The following is a 16,892-nucleotide window of genomic DNA, read 5'->3' on the forward strand; positions in this document are numbered from 1 at the left end:
TCGGCCTATTCAGGGTTCGCGGTGCGCACGACGGCGGAGACGGGTGCGAGGACAAAGCCCCTGTCCTTCAGACCGGCGATCCAGAACCGCAGCCGCTCGATGGCGACGGGATAATCGGCGGCAAAGCCCACCGCGCTGCCCCTGCTCAGGGCAAGCTGTTCCAGCTGGGCAAGGCGGGTGTCGATGGGGCCCCGTGCAGCCTCGGCGTCAATGAAACGATCGTTGGTGGCCGCAGGCAGACCCATCTCGACAGCCAGCTTTCCGGCGATCGAGGCCGGGCTTTCCCGTGAATCGATGTAGAGCAGGCCGCGCTGGTCCATGGCCACCAGAACGGGCTGCATGTCCCTTGGCGAGACCGTGAAACGTGATCCCATCAGGTTGGTCAGGCCGACATAGCCTTCAGCCCGGCTCAACACCCATTCCATGCGGTCGAGGTTGACCTCGGGGGAGTTGGCGGTCAGCAGCGCCTTGTTGCCGGGGTCGTTGAACTCCGTGCTGCGGGGCTCCATGGGCAGTTGCAGCAGCACCTCGTGTCCGGCGGCGCGGGCGGCCGGGACCCATTCCGCCAGTCGGTTCGAATAGGGACTGAAGGCAAGCGTGACCTCCCCCGGCAGGTCCTGGATCGCGGCCAGCGTCGGCTGTTCGGCCAGTCCCATGTTGGTCACGACGATGGCGATGCGCGGAATACCCGTCGCCGCGTCGAAGGGGCGGGCATAGACCTTCCAGGGCAGCTTGCCCTCGGCGGAGCGGATCGGCAGCGGGCCATAGCGCCCTTCGCTGGTGATCGCGGGGTCCGGTGCAGGTGCCAGTGGCACGCGATTGGGGGACACCACCACGGGCGGTGCCTCCGGCGCGGAACCGACGTTCGGGACGGCGGCAGGCGCCATGGCCACCCGCGGTGTCTCGGCGGCGGCGGGCGACTGGTGGTGGTCCGTCGGCGCGGAGCCATGCGCTGTGTCTGTGCCGTGGTCGGAGTCCCGATGCGATGCGGCGTCATGGTCGGCTGTCGCCGGCGCGTGTCCGTCGGTTCGTGCGGCATGGCTGTCCGTGGCCGGGGACTCATGCTGGTCCGATTCGGTCTTGCCGTGGGCCTGATCATGCGCGGATTCCTCATGCGCCGATGCATGCGCATCTCCGCTGGCGTGGCCGCTGTCCGAACCGTGTGCCGAACTCTCCCCACGGGCGGCGGTACCGGCGTGATCCCCCTGGCCGGAACCGTGCCCGGATTCGGCCTGGCCGGAATCACCATGATCGGCACTTCCATGGCCGGCTTCCGCATGACCGTTGTCCGAATGACCGGTCTCGCCATGCTCGGCGGCGGCCTGGTCGGTTGCTGCGGGCATGGCATTTCCGCCCGGGTCCGTCAGGGCCAGCCAACCGGCCGTACCGCCGACAACACCCAGGAAGATCGCGGTCGCAGCGAACAGCCCGATCTGTGCCAGAGGCATTCGGCCCGTTCCTGCTGCTCGGTCAGCCATCTGGAAAGTCGCCCCGCCGGTCTATTTCAGACTGGCGCGCGCGATGGTGATGGTGTGGATGGCGTCGAGTGCACGCTGCAGCTGATAGTCCGTCCGCTGCTCGGGCTCGGCCACGGTGTCACCCTCACTGCTGTTCGCGTCGGTATCATTGTCGAGACGGTTGCGCAGGTCCGCTTCCGACCTCTGGCTGGTTTCGAGCAGTTCCAGCCGTGCCTGCGGCACGTCAATGTCCGGGACGATGCCCTTGGCCTGGATCGAGTTGCCGGACGGCGTGTAGTAGCGCGCCGTCGTCAGCTTGAGCTGATTGCCGCCGCCAAGCTGCATGATCGACTGGACGGAGCCCTTGCCGAAGCTCTTGGTGCCCATCAGGATCGCACGCTTGTGGTCCTGCAGGGCGCCGGCCACGATCTCCGACGCACTGGCCGAACCGCCGTTGATCAGCACGATGACCGGCAGGCCGCTGGCCAGATCGCCCGGCTTGGCGTTGTAGCGTTCGATGGCCGAAACGTCGCGTGCCCGGGTGGAGACGATCTCGCCCCGATCCAGGAACGCATCCGAAACGGCAATGGCCTGATCCAGCAGACCGCCGGGATTGTTCCGCAGGTCGAGAATCACGCCCTCGATATTGTCGCCGAGCTCTTCCTTCAGCTTCCGCATCGAACTGCGCAGGCCGGATTCGGTCTGCTCGGAGAAGCTGGATATGCGGATGTAGGCGACATTGCCTTCAGCGCGCGCACGCACGGACTGCACCTTGATGACCGCCCGGGTGATGGTGATCTCGAAAGGCTCGGCCACACCGCTGCGGTTGACCATCAGCAGGATGTCCGTGCCCACCGCGCCGCGCATCTTCTTCACCGCCTCGGTCAGGCTGAGGCCCAGCACCGCTTCCCCGTCGATATGGGTGATCAGGTCGTTGGGCTGCACGCCTGCGCGGGCCGCAGGCGTATCGTCGATGGGGGTGACGACCTTGACGTAGCCGTCCTCCATCGTGACTTCGATACCCAGGCCGCCGAACTCGCCCTTGATGCTGACCTGCATCTGCTTGACCTGCTCCGGCGGCAGGAAGGCGGAGTGCGGGTCGAGGGACTTGAGCATCCCGTTGACCGCAGCCTCGATCAGCTTGGCGTCATCCACGGGTTCGACGTAGCTGTCGCGAATCTTGGCAATCGCATCGCCCAGCAGGGTCAGCAGGTCGTAGTCATAGGCTTTCGTCTGCTGTGCCTGTGCCGTCGTGGTCATGAGGCCCACAGGCCCCGCCAACAGCGCGGACACCAGTGCCACGCGAATAATCCGCTTCATCATCAGCCGCTGCTCTTTCCCTTGCTCGGCGCCATCCATGGCAAAGGATCGACAGGCGATCCGTTGCGACGCAGTTCCAGATAAAGTTCGGGTCGCTTTCCGTCCGTAGTCCGCGTCATGCTGCCGATCGGCTCACCGGCGAGCAACCATTGACCCACAGTCACGTCGCTCTGCGCCAGCCCGGCGATCAGCAGATGATAGCCGTCGCCCAGATCCATGATCAACAACCGTCCATAGGATCGGAACGGCCCTGCAAAGCTTACCGTACCATCATGCGGTGCGGTGACCAAAGCACTGGAACGTGTCGAAATTGTGAGGCCTTGCACTTCTCCGGGCGCACCGGGGCGGTGATCGCCGAAGTGATGCACGACAGTCCCCTCCGCCGGGAAGGGCAGACGCCCCTTCAGGGCCTCGATCCCTACGCGCCTCGCGGGTTTCGCGGGTATCGCCGCCAGGGTGGTGACGGGAGCCAGCCGGTCCATCAGGCTGTTGAGGTCGCGTGCCCGGGCGGCCAGCCGTGCCAGGCGCGTGCTCTCGATCTCGCGGGCGATGCTGAGCGCACCGAGCTGGTCCCTGCGCTGGCGCAGCAGCAGCTCCAGTTCATCGCGCTCCGACTGGAGACGCGCGATTGTCCGGGTGGCGTGCTGGCGCGCGGTGACCTGGCGTTCCTTGAGTTGCTCAAGCGCCAGAAGCGCCTGCTGCAACCCGGCCACCCGGCCCTGCAGCACCGGCGTGATCCCTGCGAGCGCGGAGGCGGTCATCGCGTTCTCGGCGACCTGCCCCGGCTGGGCGACCACGGCCAGCGTCGGCATCCGGGCCAGGCCGAGCAGGGCCGAGAGGGTTGCCGCCAGTTCCCTGCGGCGCTGGGTCAGGGCGACGGTCCGTGCCTGAATCTGCGAATCGAGGTCCGCGACAGTCGTTTCCGCGCCGCTGCTCTCCCGCTCCGCCTGCCGAACCGCTTCGGCCGCTGCTGCCAGCTTCTCCGAGAGTTCCCTGTTCTCCTCCGCGAACCGCTTCGCGTCGCGTTGCAGACCCTGCAGCCGTGCTTCCGTCTCTTCGCGGGTCTGTTCCAGCACTTTCAGCTGCGCATCCGGATCCAGCGTCTTCTCCTGGGCCAGCGCGGGCAGCGACAGGGGCATGACCAGCGCCAGGGGCAGGAGCAGTCGGGTGCGCGATGCCTTCAGGAACGACAGGACCGGCTCAACTTGCCACACGGTGTTCCGTTTCCAGGGCGCCGGCAGGGGTCAGCAGGCACTTGCCGGTCATGGCTGCCGGCTGCGGCAGACCCATCAGATTCAGCACGGTCGGTGCAAGGTCCGCCAGGCGGCCCGGCTCCAGCGCCATGCCGTCCGGCCCGTTGACCATGGTCAGGGGTACCGGGTTGGTGGTGTGCGCGGTATGCGGCTGCCCCGTTTCCGGGTCGCTCATCATCTCCAGATTGCCGTGATCCGCCGTGATCAGCAGCGTGCCATCCGCTTTCCTGATGGCGTCGGCGAGCCGACCGAGGCAGGTATCGATGGTCTCCACGGCCCGGATCGCCGCCGCGAGATCGCCGGTGTGTCCGACCATGTCCGGATTGGCGAAGTTCACCACGATCAGGTCCGTCTGGCCGTCAGCGATCCGCTCCACCAGCCGGTCCGTGACTTCCCCGGCGGACATTTCCGGCTGCAGGTCATAGGTCGCGACGTCGGGGGAGGGGATCAGGATCCTGTCCTCGCCCTCGTACTGCTGCTCCTGTCCGCCATTGAGGAAGAACGTGACGTGGGCGTATTTCTCGGTTTCGGAGATCCGGAGCTGCCTGCGGCCGGACCGGGCAACGACCTCGCCCAGCGTGTCCGGCATATCCTCCGACGGGAACAGGGCCTGCAGAAACGGATTGAGCGCCTCGGAATATTCCGTCATGCCGATGGCTCCACCGAACCGCATCGTTCGGTCGCGCCGGTAGCCATCGAAATGCGGGTCCAGCAAGGCCGTCAGGATCTCGCGTGCGCGGTCGGCCCTGAAGTTCGCCATCACCAGCCCGTCGCCGTCCGCCATGCCGTCGAAGCCGGAAATGCGGCGCGGCTTGACGAACTCGTCGGTTTCATCGGCGCTGTAGGCGTCTTCCAGAGCGGTCTTCCAGTCCGGGAACGCGGTGGCGACGCCATTGACCAGCGCATTGCAGGCAATCTCGACCCGGTCCCAGCGCTTGTCGCGGTCCATGGCCCAGTAGCGTCCGATCAGGGTCGCGATCCGCGCGCCGTGCGGCAGTGCGCGATCAACCGCATCCAGATATTCCGCGGCGCTCTTCGGCGGGGTGTCACGCCCATCCAGAATGGCGTGGACCAGTACCTCTGCCCCGCCATCGACAAGGGCCTGCGCCAGCGCCACGACATGGCCCTGATGCGCGTGGACGCCGCCCGGTGAGAGCAGCCCCAGAATGTGAACGGTGGGGCAGGTGGCGGCCATCTGCTTCAGCCGGGCATCCTTCTGCAGGCTGCCATCCTGGATCGCGGCATCGATGCGCGGCAGGTCCTGCATCACCACCCGGCCTGCACCGATGTTCATGTGGCCCACTTCGGAATTGCCCATCTGTCCGTCAGGCAGACCGACGGCGAGGCCGGATGTCTCGATCAGGCTCTGGGGGCACGTGCGGCTGAGTTCACGCCAGTTGGGTGCTTTGGCCAGCGCAATGGCGTTGTCCGTCGGATCTTCGCGATGGCCCCAGCCGTCCAGGATGCACAGGACAACGGGTCCGGTCGTTTCAGTCTTCGTGTCTTTGCTCATGGTGCTGCTTCTACCTGATCCGCGCAGGGTACTCCAGCCGGTTGGTCCGCCGGGCCTGCCAGACTTCAGGTCAGCACTCAATGCATGAAATGCAACCGGTCGAAGGTCTGCCGGAAGGCGGAGACGCGTGGCAGCACGGTCTCCGGCGCGTTGCTCCGCAAGGCTTCGACGATCAGGTCCGCAAGCGGTTCGACATGCTCCGGTCCTGTGCCCCAGCGTACCAGTTCCGGCGTACCGATGCGCAAGCCGTTCATGTCGCCCGCCACGTCCGGCAGGGGCAGACCGATGCCGCAGGCTAGGAACCCGGCCTGGCGCAGCTTCCGCGATGCCGCCTGACCACCACCGAGCGGGGCCGCCTCCACCGCGAACTGGTGCGACTGCGTGTGGCCCTGATCGGCGGCGAAGACCTTCAGTCCGCGCGTCGCCAGCGCGCGCGCCAGCCCGACGGAGGTTTCGATCATGCGCCTGGCATAGGCCTCGCCGAAGTCCCGCCAGTCCAGCATGGTAACGGCGAGTGCGGCCGACTTGGCGGCATCGAAGTTGGCGGTCATGCCGGGGAAGGCAATGGCGTCCAGCCGCTCCGCGATCCAGGCATCATCGGAAACGATCAGGCCGCCGGCGGGACCACCCAGGCTCTTGTAGGTGCTCATGGTCATGAAATGCGCCCCTTCCTTCAGGGGGTTCTTCCATGCCTTGCCCGCGATGATGCCGCACTGGTGTGCCGCATCGAACATCACCCTTGCCCCGATCCCGTCGGCGATCTCCCGGATCGCCCGCACCGGATGCTCGAACAGGTTCAGGCTGCTGCCGACGGTGATCAGCCTTGGCCGCTCCCGGTCGGCGAGATCAGCCAGCGCGGCCACATCGACCGTGTAGCCGTCCGCATCAACCGGCGCAGGAACAGTGCGCAGACCGTAGAGTCCCGCGCAGCCAGCCAGATGATGGGTGACGTGACCGCCAATGGACGGCGGCGGGGCGATGATGGTGTCGCCCGGCTGGCAGGTCGCCATGAAGCCGAACAGATTGGCGATGGCGCCTGACGGCACCCGGATCTCGGCATGCGCCGCGTCGAAGACCTCCGCGCAGAGTGTCGCGCAGATGACCTCGATCTCCTCGATCGCTTCCAGCCCCATCTCGTACTTGTCGCCGGGATAGCCGAGTGACGGGCGGGAGCCGATGCCGGATGCCAGCAGCGCCTCCGCCTTCGGGTTCATGACGTTGGTGGCCGGATTGAGGTTGAAACATTCCCTCTCGTGGATGTCCCGGTTCCTGTCCGCCAGCGCTTCGATGCGATCCAGTATGGTCGCGGAAGCGGAATCCGATGTTTCTCTGGCAATCGCCTGGACAAGGCTCTCGCTGGTCTCCGGCACCCATTCCCGCTTTGCGATGGTCATCATGCTCTCCCGTCTGGATGACCGAATGCTGCCATCAGGGGATTGATCGGGCAAAGCAGCTTTCGTAAAAATCGCCGTAGAAATTCTAAGGGTCATGCCATGGCAGTTGCACCTCCCCGCCCGAAAGGACCCCCGCTGAACGCCCTGCGTGCGTTCGAGGCGGCGTCACGCCTTGGCGGGATCGCGCAGGCGGCGGAGGAACTGTGCGTCACACCGGGGGCGGTGTCGCAGCACATCAAGGCACTGGAGGCGTGGGCAGGTGTCGCCCTGTTCGAACGCCGTTCCCAGGGCGTCCGTCTGACAGCGGCGGGCGCGGAACTGGCTCCGGGCTTCACTGCGGCCTTCGATCAGCTCGGTGAAGCGGTTGGCAGGCTGCGGGCGGCGCGCGGGATGCGCAGCATCAATGTTGCGGCAATGCCCAGCGTTGCATTGCTCTGGCTTTCGCCACGGCTGGCCGGATTGCGCGCTGCGATTGCGCCGGCGGAAGTCGCAGTCTTCGCGCTTGAAGCTCCGCCGGGCATGACGCGGGAGCCATTTGACCTTTCACTGTTCATGCGTCCTGAAGACGATTGTCCGACAGGCATCCCGCTGTCCGATGGGCACATGTTCCCGGTTTGCGCACCAGCCATGGCTGCGGACCTGCATGGACCGGAAGACGTGCGGCAGATGACCCTGCTGCACGATCAGACCTGGGCCACGGACTGGCAGGACTGGGCGCGGGCCTGCGGAGTCACCTTGCCGACCGGGCGCAGGGGATTGAGCTATTCGCTCTACAGTCTGGCACTTTCGGAGGCGAAGGCTGGCGCCGGTATTCTGATGGGCCACGACTGTCTCGTCGAGGATGCGCTGGCGGCTGGCGAACTGGTTGCGCCATTCGGCGCAAGGGTAGCGTCAGGGCGAAAGCTCATGCTGGAGACCTCCATGACCCTGCAGCGGTCGGGTCAGGTCCAGGCGATCGTCGGGGCATTGTCCGGGGAAGATCAGTCCCGGTGATAGGGGTGACCGGACAGGATCGTCTGGGCGCGATAGAGCTGCTCCGCCAGCATGGCGCGGACCATCAGGTGCGGCCAGGTCAGCCGTCCGAGGCTGAGGGACAGGCTGGCGGTCGCGCGCGTCGCCTTTTCCAGCCCGTCGGCGCCGCCGATCAGGACCGCGATGTCCCGGCGGCCGTCGTCGGCCAGGCTCTGCAGGCGCGCGGCAAAGCCCCGGCTGTCGAGCAGTTCGCCACCTTCGTCCAGGGCGATGATGGCCTGGGCACCCGCCGAGCGGTCCCGCAGCATCTGGTTCTCGCGGGCATTGCGTTCCGCGTCGGAACCGCCCTTGCGATCCTCGATCTCCTGCAGGTCCAGCGGCCAGGAAAGGCGCTTTGCATAGGTGTCGAACAGATCCCGCTCCGGCCCGCGTCCGAAGCGCCCGACGCTGAGCAGCGTGACCTTCAGCACCGCGAGGTCAGGACGCTGCCTGCTCTCCGGCGGTACCCAGATCCACCGCCCACATCTTCTCCAGATTGTAGAATTCCCGCACTTCGGGGCGGAAGACGTGAACGATGATGTCGCCCGCATCGACCAGCACCCAGTCGCAGGTGGGCATGCCCTCCACCTTCGGGCGTCCGTGGCCGGATGCCTTCAGCTTCTCGACAATGTGGTCGGCGATTGCGGCGACATGCCGTGAGGACCGACCTGATGCAACAAGCATGTAGTCGGCGATCTCTGTCTTGCCCTGCAGATCGATGCGTACGATCTGCTCGGCCTGGTCGTCATCGAGTGACGTTTCAATCAGATCCAGCAAGTTCCTGTCCGGTCCCTTTGTGCCAGTGACGATATCCATTCTCCTGATTCGCGGGCCTTGCGCCAGCCCGTTGTCTGTCATCGTTCCGTCGCGAATGGCTGTGGCGGAAAGTGCGCTCCGGCGCATCCGGATGAAGGTCAGCGCCGGCGGTGTCTTCCGCCAGAGGTCGCGCGCCCGGTCCTGCGGCAGCAAGGCACGGCGGTATCGGGTCGCCGCCTGTCCCGACAGGGCGTTGTGAGAATAGGGCGCACGGTCGAACACGGCAACGGGTACACTCTCTACCAGTTCCGGCCAGCGGGCCCAGCGTGGCAATTGCGCCAGATTGTCGGCCCCCATCAGCCAGACGAAGTGGTGGTCGGCAAACCGCTTCTGCAGGACCCGGACCGTGTCGCGTGTGTAACGGGTCCCCAGGTGCCGTTCGATGTCCGTCACCCGGATGCGCGGATGGGCGGACACGGCGATGGCCCCGTACATGCGCGATGCCAGTGGTGCCATGCCCTGCTCGCTCTTCAGGGGGTTCTGTGGCGAGACCAGCCACCAGACCTCGTCCAGTCCCAGCCGTTTCAGGGCCGTCAGGCTGATATGGCGATGGCCCTCATGGGCGGGATTGAAGGATCCCCCCAGCAGACCGATCCGCAGGCCCCGAACGTGTCTCATGCCATCACGGACGTGCCTGCCCGGAGCCATGGACGAGGTACTTGAAGCTGCAGAGCTGCTCCACGCCGACGGGACCGCGGGCGTGCATCTTGCCGGTGGCGATCCCGATCTCCGCACCCATGCCGAACTCGCCGCCATCGGCGAACTGGGTGGAGGCATTGTGCATGACGATGGCCGAATTGACCTCCGCCATGAACCTGGCCGCCGCCGCATCATCTTCGGTGATGATGCTGTCGGTGTGCTCGGAACCATGATCACGGATGTGCGCGATGGCCTGGTCCAGCCCGTCAACGATACGCGCGGAAATGGTGGGGCCGAGCCACTCGGTATCCCAGTCGGCATCCGCCGCTCCCTGGACACGGGGGTCCAGCGCCTGCGTTTCCGTATCTCCCTTGACCGCACATCCGGCGGCGAACAGGTCTTCCAGGATGGGCTTCATCAGACTCTGCGCCGCCGAACGGTCCACCAGCAGGGTCTCCGCCGCGCCACAGATGGAAGTGCGGCGCATCTTGGCGTTGACCGCGATCTCCCGCGCCATGGCAGGGTCGGCGGCGGCATGGACATAGACGGTGCAGCGGCCTTCCAGATGGGCGAAGACGGGCATCCGTGCCTCGTCCTGTACCCGCGCGATCAGCGACTTGCCACCACGCGGGACAATGACGTCGATCAGTCCGGCGCTGCGCAGCATCAGGCCGACGGCTTCCCGGTCGGTGGTGGGGATGAGCTGGATCGCGGCTTCCGGCAGGCCCGCGGATTTCAGGCCCTGAACCATGGCGGCATGCAGGGCGCGGTTGGTGCTGATGGCTTCCCGCCCGCCACGCAGGATCACGGCATTGCCCGCCTTCAGGCAGAGACCGCCTGCGTCACAGGTGACATTGGGACGGCTTTCGTAGATCACGCCGACAACGCCCAGGGGGGTGCGGACCCGCTGGATACGCAGGCCGTTGGGGCGGGTCCATTCGGCGATGGTGCTGCCGACAGGATCGTCCAGCGCCGCGATGTCCTCCAGCCCCTTCGCCACGGCTTCCAGCCTGTCGTTGTCCAACCGGGCACGATCGATCAGGGGCGCGGCCAGCCCGGCGGCCTCCGCCGTCGCCACATCCTGCGCATTGGCATCCAGAATGGCGGTGGCGTCGGCGCGGATCGCCGCTGCGGCGGCGCGCAGGGCGCTGTTCTTCTGCTCGGCGGTGGCTGTTGCCAGAGACTGCGCGGCGGCGCGCGCGGCCAGGCCCATCTGCTCGATCAGCGCCGGCAGGTCCCGTGCGTCCCCAAATTCGGCTTCAACGACACTCATGGTGCTGCGTCCTCCTTCACGGGCGCGTGCTGCGTCTCCAGCACAAGATCGTCGCGATGGATCATCTCATCACGACCACGGTAACCGAGCAGTTTCTCGATATCACGGCTGTTGTGCCCAGCGATGCGGCGCGCGTTCTCGGCGGAATAGGCGGACAGCCCACGCGCCAGGGTCACGCCCGCCGGGTTGCGGACCCAGACCGCATCACCGCGGTCGAACTCGCCTTCCACGCCGCGGACGCCTGCGGGCAGCAGGCTGCGCCCGGACTTCAGCGCACGGGCGGCGCCATCGTCAACCACCAGCGATCCGGCGGGTTTCAGGGCGCTGGCGATCCACTGCTTGCGTGCTGTGCGCGGTGTCGCGGCGGCGGTGAACCAGGTGCAGGCTCCGCCCTCGGCCAGATGCTGCAGCGGATGCTGGATGCGGCCATCGCAGATCGCCATGTTGCATCCGGCGGCCATGGCAATCTCGGCGGCCAGGAGCTTGGTGGACATGCCGCCGACACCCAGGCCGCTGCGACTCTCCCCGGCCAGCGCCATGATTCCGGCATCCAGTTGCCGCACTTCCGGGATCAGGACGGCTTCCGCATCAACGGTCGGGTCGGCGGTGAACAGTCCGGCGACATCGGAGAACAGCACAAGGCAGTCCGCCGAGATCATCTGGGCCACGCGCGCGGCCAGCCGGTCGTTGTCGCCGTAGCGGATTTCCCGCGTCGCCACCGTGTCATTCTCGTTGATCACGGGCACTGCGCCCATGTGGAACAGGGTCTCCAGCGTCGAGCGGGCGTTGAGATACTGGCGCCGGTTCTCCGTCGCGCCGAAGGTGACGAGAATCTGGCCACAGGTGAGGCCATGCGCCTCCAGAACCTCCTGCCAGGCGCGGGCCAGCTGGATCTGGCCAATGGCGGCTGCGGCCTGGCTTTCCTCCAGCTTCGGGCGGGCACGGCGCAGCCCGACCTGGTGGCGTCCCAGCGCGATGGAGCCGGAGGAGACGATGGCCACGTCCTGGCCGCGTTGCCGTGCCGCCGCGATGTCGGCGGCAAGCGCGCGCAACCAGTCATCGCGCACCCGGCCGGTCGCCGGATTGACGAGCAGGGAGGAGCCGATCTTGATCACCAGGCGGCGGGCGCCGAGCAGGCGGTTGTCTTCGGTCAGGGTTGCCACGGCTGAACCTCCGACGGTTGCGGAGCCTCCGCCGTCTTGTCACGGTCGATTGCCCGGCGCAGGCCACGCAATGCGTCCTCGATTCCCAGCCCGGCAACGCCGGAGAGCAGCAGGGGGTCGCGACCGGCAGCTTCGGCCAGTGCGGCGCGCCGCTCCGCGATCAGTTCCTCGTTCAGGGAATCGCACTTGTTCAGGGCAACGATCTCGGTCTTCTCGATCAGACCGCCGCCATAGGCCTCAAGCTCGGCACGGACAGTATGATAGGCTTCCGCCACATCTTCCTGCGTGCCATCGACCAGGTGCAGCAGCACCCGGCAGCGTTCCACGTGACCCAGGAAACGCGTGCCCAGGCCGACGCCTTCGTGCGCGCCCTCGATCAGGCCGGGAATATCGGCGATGACGAAGCTGGTGTCGTCGGAGACCACCACGCCCAGATTGGGATGCAGGGTGGTGAAGGGATAGTCCGCGATCTTCGGCGTGGCCTTGCTGACGGCGGCGAGGAAGGTCGACTTGCCGGCATTGGGCAGGCCGACCAGCCCGGCGTCGGCAATCAGCTTCAGGCGCAGGACAACCGCCGACTCGGCACCGGGACGACCGGCGTCGGCGCGGCGCGGTGCGCGGTTGGTTGATGACTTGTAATGGGCATTACCGAAGCCGCCGTCGCCGCCATGCAGCAGCACGATGCGCTGATCGACCTCGGTCAGGTCGGCGAGCAGGACCTCGCCCTCCTCGTCGAACACCTGGGTGCCGACCGGAACCTTCAGGATGGAATCCGCGCCATCCGCGCCGGTGCGGTTGCTGCCTTCGCCGGGGCGTCCGTTCTGGGCCTTGAAATGCTGCTGGTAGCGGAAGTCGATGAGCGTGTTGAGGCCTTCGACCGCGACCACGATGACATCGCCACCGCGACCGCCGTCGCCGCCGTTCGGGCCGCCATACTCGATGAACTTCTCGCGCCGGAACGACAGGCAGCCGGGGCCGCCGTTGCCGGACTTGATGAAGACCCGAGCCTGATCCTGGAATTTCATTTGCCGCTCCGCCTGACTGGGAACGGTCTGGCGGGCGCTTGTGTCACCCGCCTGTCCATTCTGGGGCGGGCCTTACTCTGCAGCTTCCGCCGTCGGGACCACGACGTTGATCGTGTTCCGCCGTCCGCCGGCGATGAAGAGCACTTCGCCCTCCGCCTTGGCAAACAGGGTGTGGTCCTTGCCCATGCCGACATTCTCGCCGGGATACCACTTCGTGCCGCGCTGACGCAGCAGGATGTTGCCGGGGATCACATGCTCCCCGCCGTACTTCTTCACACCAAGCCGACGACCGGCTGAGTCGCGACCGTTGCGGGATGAGCCGCCTGCCTTTTTATGTGCCATACCGGAAGTCTCCGCTGCTGCGCTGTTTCATGCCGGGCTGCTGACAGCCCGGGGGCCTCAGCCCGCTTCGATGCCCGTCACACGGACAACCGTCAGATACTGGCGGTGGCCGTTGCGGCGGCGATAGTTGTGCCGACGCTTCTTCTTGAAGATGATGATCTTGTCGCCGCGGGTCTGATCCACGACTTCCGCCTTGACGGACGCGCCATCGACGACCGGCGCACCGATCTTCATGTCTGCGCCATCGCCAACGGCAAGGACTTCATCGAAGGAAATGGCGTCGCCCGGTGCGCCTTCGAGCTTCTCGAGCTCCAGCACATCGCCCTCGGCAACGCGATACTGTTTTCCGCCGGTCTTGATGACTGCGTGCATGACTTTGTATCCGGTCTTCTCAAGCGTGACACCGGATCAGCCTGTCCATGGAAGGATACTGGTCCGGCAAACGATAATCTGGACGCGTCAGGGCCGCCCGTGGAACTTCCCCGGGACGCGAGCGGCGCTTAATAGCCCCCGCCCCCCGTCGTGTCAACCGCTGCGGCGAGATCGCGATGCAATGCAGCGCGGAATTCCGCAGGCGGCGGCATGCTCTTTCCGTCCTTCGCGTGGACCAGCACTGTACGCGCGGTGGCGACGCATGTCTCGCCCACAAACAGTCCCGAGACAACGATCCATGACGTATTGCCCACGGCAACCGTCCTGGTGCCGGTCACGACGGTGGACGGAAAGTGCAGCTCGTGCAGGTAATCGACCTCCAGCCGGGCAACGACCCAGTACTGGATGGCGTCCGATCCCGGCTCCAGCGTCTCGATCAGGGACACCCGTCCGACCTCTATGAACTGCGGCAGCACGGTATTGTTCACATGCCCCAGCCTGTCGGTATCGCTGAAGCGGACCGTGCTGGTAACGCGATGGGGGTAGGTCGCGAGGTCGCGCAGTCTGGCGCGATCCGGCGTGGCATCTGATGTCATTTCTTCTTTCCATCGCTGCGGTTCTGGTCGGGGATCGGTGGCAGGGCGCGGGCGTCATTCAGCACATGGGCCTGCACCGTGCGCGTATCGCCCCGGATGCTGACCGGACGGGAAGGGGAGAGGCTCATGTCCAGCCCGGCCGCTTCCGCCACCGCCGCAGAGAATATGAGCTGGCTGCCATGTTCCTTGTTCGCGTCTTCCAGTCGGCTTGCCACATTCACGGGCGCACCGATCGCGGTGACGGACATGACGTTGCGGTATCCCATCTCCCCGACAACAACATCCCCGATCTCGATGCCGATACCTATCCGCAGGGGCTGGCCCAGTTCGGCGCGCAGGGTCTCGTTCATCTCGTCCAGTGCCACGGACATGGCGCGCGCGGCGGACAGCGCCTGCCTGGCACCCTGCTCCGGCGTCGTGCCCACACCGAACAGGGCCATGACACCGTCGCCGATGAACTTGTCGAGGATGCCGCCGTTCTTCTCCACGGCTTCCCCCATGTAGCGGAAGTACTGGTTGATCAGGAAGACGACGTCATAGGGCAGCTTCTGGCGGGAGAACTCGGTGAAGCCGCGGATGTCGGCAAACAGGATGGCAATGCACTCCTCCGCCCCGCGCGCCGCGCCACCGCCACTGGTGTAGGGCGCATGCGACGGTGCCGGGGCGGGCAGCAGGGGATAGACCCGGACGTCGCCGGTCGGGCGCAGCTGGCAGGCCAGTCGGACACCGGGGGCGGCGGACAGGCGCCGCAGCACCCGGGCTTCGATCTCCTCCGGCTCGGGGCAGTTCTCCAGGCCCTCCAGCACCTTGACCCGGCAGGTGGAGCAGCGCCCGCGCCCGCCACAGATGCTGGCATGGGAGACACCGGCACGCCGACTGGTCTCCAGCACCGTGACGCCGGGCAGCACGGTCGCCTTCTCACCCTCCGGATAGGCAATGGTGATGCGCTTGCGCTGGCGTTCCACCAGCAGGTGCACACCCCGCACGACACCGATCAGCGCGACCGCGCCAATCATGCCGTTCCAGGCAATGTCGCGGGTCTCGTAGACCCAGGCCGCTGCCCCCGCAGGCAGTTGGGTATTCAGCAGATAGGCGCTGCGCCAGACGGGATCGCCCCAGAGGGTCACGACCTCCTGCCCGCCATTGACGAAGCCGACCAGTGACAGGATCACGGTCAGCAGTGCGGCGGTATAGAGGCTGGGGATACAGGGCTGGTACCACTTCTTCAGCCGCAACCAGAGATGAATGCCGGTGCAGCCATGGGTCCATGCCAGGATCGCGACAACGGCCTGCTGCACGCCCTGGACCGGATCGAGGTGCCAGAGTGCCATCAGGACCCAGGCGTAGGTGTCGTCCAGCCCGTAGACCTCATGCAGGCCACGGTTGGCCAGCAGATGCAGCACCAGCAGGGGAGGCAGCGCGAAACCGGTGACGATCTGCACGATCTCGGCGACGGAGATGCCTTCCCAGATGCGGCGCCGATAGACCGCGACAACGGCAAGCAGCATGTGGGCTGCCGTTGCGCCAATGACGAGGACCGTGCCGACCGGCGAGCGCCAGAGGAACAGGAAGACCTCCCGCCCCATCTCCATTGCGGGCAGGGAGATGATGCCCAGTGCGTGATTCAGCAGATGCGTGGTGACGAAGGCAAACAGGACCAGCCCGGAGATCAGTCTGATCCTGCTGATTGTCTGCATGCCCGTTTCTACCGTCCGGTCAGATCGTCTGTCAGATTCCGGTCACGAGCTGCTTCAGGTCAGCCTCCGGCCGGGCACCATAGTGGCTGATGATCTCGGCTGCCGCCACGGCACCGATCCGTCCGGCATCGACCAGGCCACGACCGGACGTGATGCCCCGCAGGAAACCGGCCGCGAACAGGTCACCGGCGCCGGTCGTGTCCACCAGTGCGGTCGGCGGGCTGGCGGGCACTTCATGCACCCCGTCCGGCGCAACGATGACGCAGCCCTTCTCGCTGCGGGTCAGGACGGCAAGCTGGACCTTGCCACGGACGGCGTCGAGCGCGGTTTCGAAGCTGTCTGTCTGATAGAGCGACATGATCTCCGCCTCATTGGCGAAGACGATGTCCAGCGGGCCTTCCACCAGGTCGCGGAACTCGTCGCGGTGCCGGTCGACGCAGAAGGCGTCCGACAGGCTCATGGCCACCTGACGTCCCGCGTCCCGGGCAACGTCGGCGGCGCGGCGCATGGCCTGCTTGGCCAGCGGCTGGTCCCAGAGGTAGCCCTCCAGATAGGTGATTCGTCCGCTCGCCACCAGGTCGGCATCCACGTCGTCGGGGCCGATCTCTGCACTCGCGCCCAGGAACGTGTTCATGGTGCGCTGCGCATCGGGCGTCACCAGGATCAGGCAGCGGGCCGTGCCGAGACCGGGCTTCGCCGCCGGGGCCGAATAGGTGACGCCTGCTGCGCGAATGTCATGCGCGAAGACCTCGCCCAACTGATCGTCCTGCACCCGGCCGATGAAGGCGGAACGACCGCCCAGCGCGGCGACGCCAACTGCCGTGTTGGCGGCGGACCCACCTGAATGCTCCACCCCCGGCCCCATCGCGTTGTAGAGGTTGGTCGCCTGATCCTGATCGATCAGCTGCATGCCACCCTTGGCCAGGTTGCGTTCGGCCAGAAAGGCGTCGTCCGCGTTGCTCAGGACATCCACGATGGCGTTGCCCAGTGCCACCACATCCAGGGTCGGTTCGGTCATCCC

General features: G+C 66.3%; 16 protein-coding genes. 1 reads left to right on the plus strand and 15 read right to left on the minus strand.

The window, feature by feature from the left end:
* Positions 1-5 precede the first annotated feature (5 nt).
* From QGV54_RS03505 to QGV54_RS03525, 5 genes are all read right to left on the minus strand, one after another.
* Positions 6-1,448 carry a divergent polysaccharide deacetylase family protein gene (locus tag QGV54_RS03505; RefSeq protein ID WP_281018243.1) on the minus strand — a complete coding sequence of 481 codons (1,443 nt, stop codon included), beginning with the start codon at positions 1,446-1,448 and terminating at the stop codon, positions 6-8.
* A 51-nt stretch (positions 1,449-1,499) separates the two neighbouring features.
* On the minus strand, positions 1,500-2,777 hold the full coding sequence (locus tag QGV54_RS03510; RefSeq protein WP_348637653.1) for a S41 family peptidase: 1,278 nt from the start codon (positions 2,775-2,777) through the stop codon (positions 1,500-1,502).
* Positions 2,778-2,779: 2 nt separating this feature from the next.
* Positions 2,780-3,991: a peptidoglycan DD-metalloendopeptidase family protein gene (locus QGV54_RS03515; RefSeq protein ID WP_281018241.1), complete on the minus strand. Its 1,212-nt coding sequence runs from the start codon at positions 3,989-3,991 to the stop codon at positions 2,780-2,782.
* Positions 3,978-5,543 (minus strand): 2,3-bisphosphoglycerate-independent phosphoglycerate mutase, encoded by a 1,566-nt coding sequence (gene gpmI / locus QGV54_RS03520; RefSeq protein WP_281018240.1) that lies wholly within the window; start codon positions 5,541-5,543, stop codon positions 3,978-3,980. Before gpmI ends, QGV54_RS03515 begins: the two co-directional genes overlap by 14 nt.
* A 77-nt stretch (positions 5,544-5,620) precedes the next feature.
* Positions 5,621-6,937, minus strand: a complete 1,317-nt coding sequence (locus tag QGV54_RS03525) for an aminotransferase class I/II-fold pyridoxal phosphate-dependent enzyme (RefSeq protein WP_281018239.1) — start codon at positions 6,935-6,937, stop codon at positions 5,621-5,623.
* Positions 6,938-7,036: 99 nt separating this feature from the next.
* Between QGV54_RS03525 and QGV54_RS03530 the strand changes: the two genes are divergently transcribed.
* A complete protein-coding gene (locus QGV54_RS03530; protein ID WP_281018238.1) occupies positions 7,037-7,930 on the plus strand; it encodes a LysR family transcriptional regulator in 894 nt (297 codons plus the stop codon).
* Here QGV54_RS03530 and QGV54_RS03535 read toward each other — a convergent pair.
* The 10 genes from QGV54_RS03535 to QGV54_RS03580 all read right to left on the minus strand — a co-directional run bounded on the left by QGV54_RS03535 (position 7,918) and on the right by QGV54_RS03580 (position 16,889).
* Positions 7,918-8,379, minus strand: a complete 462-nt coding sequence (locus QGV54_RS03535) for a 23S rRNA (pseudouridine(1915)-N(3))-methyltransferase RlmH (protein WP_281018237.1) — start codon at positions 8,377-8,379, stop codon at positions 7,918-7,920. The genes QGV54_RS03530 and QGV54_RS03535 overlap by 13 nt on opposite strands.
* A gap of 7 nt (positions 8,380-8,386) precedes the next feature.
* A complete protein-coding gene (locus tag QGV54_RS03540; RefSeq protein WP_281018236.1) occupies positions 8,387-9,382 on the minus strand; it encodes a nicotinate-nucleotide adenylyltransferase in 996 nt (331 codons plus the stop codon).
* A 4-nt stretch (positions 9,383-9,386) separates the two neighbouring features.
* Positions 9,387-10,676, minus strand: coding sequence for a glutamate-5-semialdehyde dehydrogenase (locus tag QGV54_RS03545; protein ID WP_281018235.1), 1,290 nt, complete (start codon positions 10,674-10,676; stop codon positions 9,387-9,389).
* Positions 10,673-11,839: a glutamate 5-kinase gene (gene proB / locus QGV54_RS03550; RefSeq protein ID WP_281018234.1), complete on the minus strand. Its 1,167-nt coding sequence runs from the start codon at positions 11,837-11,839 to the stop codon at positions 10,673-10,675. The genes QGV54_RS03545 and proB overlap by 4 nt, the downstream gene beginning before the upstream one ends.
* Positions 11,827-12,864 carry a GTPase ObgE gene (gene obgE / locus QGV54_RS03555; protein WP_281018233.1) on the minus strand — a complete coding sequence of 346 codons (1,038 nt, stop codon included), beginning with the start codon at positions 12,862-12,864 and terminating at the stop codon, positions 11,827-11,829. The genes proB and obgE overlap by 13 nt, the downstream gene beginning before the upstream one ends.
* A 72-nt stretch (positions 12,865-12,936) precedes the next feature.
* Positions 12,937-13,206 (minus strand): 50S ribosomal protein L27, encoded by a 270-nt coding sequence (gene rpmA, locus QGV54_RS03560; protein ID WP_281018232.1) that lies wholly within the window; start codon positions 13,204-13,206, stop codon positions 12,937-12,939.
* Between the two features lie 57 nt (positions 13,207-13,263).
* Positions 13,264-13,578, minus strand: coding sequence for a 50S ribosomal protein L21 (gene rplU / locus QGV54_RS03565; RefSeq protein ID WP_281018231.1), 315 nt, complete (start codon positions 13,576-13,578; stop codon positions 13,264-13,266).
* 128 nt (positions 13,579-13,706) lie between these two features.
* Positions 13,707-14,174, minus strand: a complete 468-nt coding sequence (locus tag QGV54_RS03570; RefSeq protein WP_281018230.1) for a thioesterase family protein — start codon at positions 14,172-14,174, stop codon at positions 13,707-13,709.
* Positions 14,171-15,871 (minus strand): adenylate/guanylate cyclase domain-containing protein, encoded by a 1,701-nt coding sequence (locus tag QGV54_RS03575; protein ID WP_281018229.1) that lies wholly within the window; start codon positions 15,869-15,871, stop codon positions 14,171-14,173. The genes QGV54_RS03570 and QGV54_RS03575 overlap by 4 nt, the downstream gene beginning before the upstream one ends.
* 31 nt (positions 15,872-15,902) lie before the next feature.
* Positions 15,903-16,889: an adenosine kinase gene (locus tag QGV54_RS03580; RefSeq protein WP_281018228.1), complete on the minus strand. Its 987-nt coding sequence runs from the start codon at positions 16,887-16,889 to the stop codon at positions 15,903-15,905.
* Positions 16,890-16,892: the final 3 nt, after the last annotated feature.

It is taken from the genome of Minwuia sp. IMCC3060, from assembly GCF_029909435.1.
Classification (GTDB): domain Bacteria; phylum Pseudomonadota; class Alphaproteobacteria; order Minwuiales; family Minwuiaceae; genus Minwuia.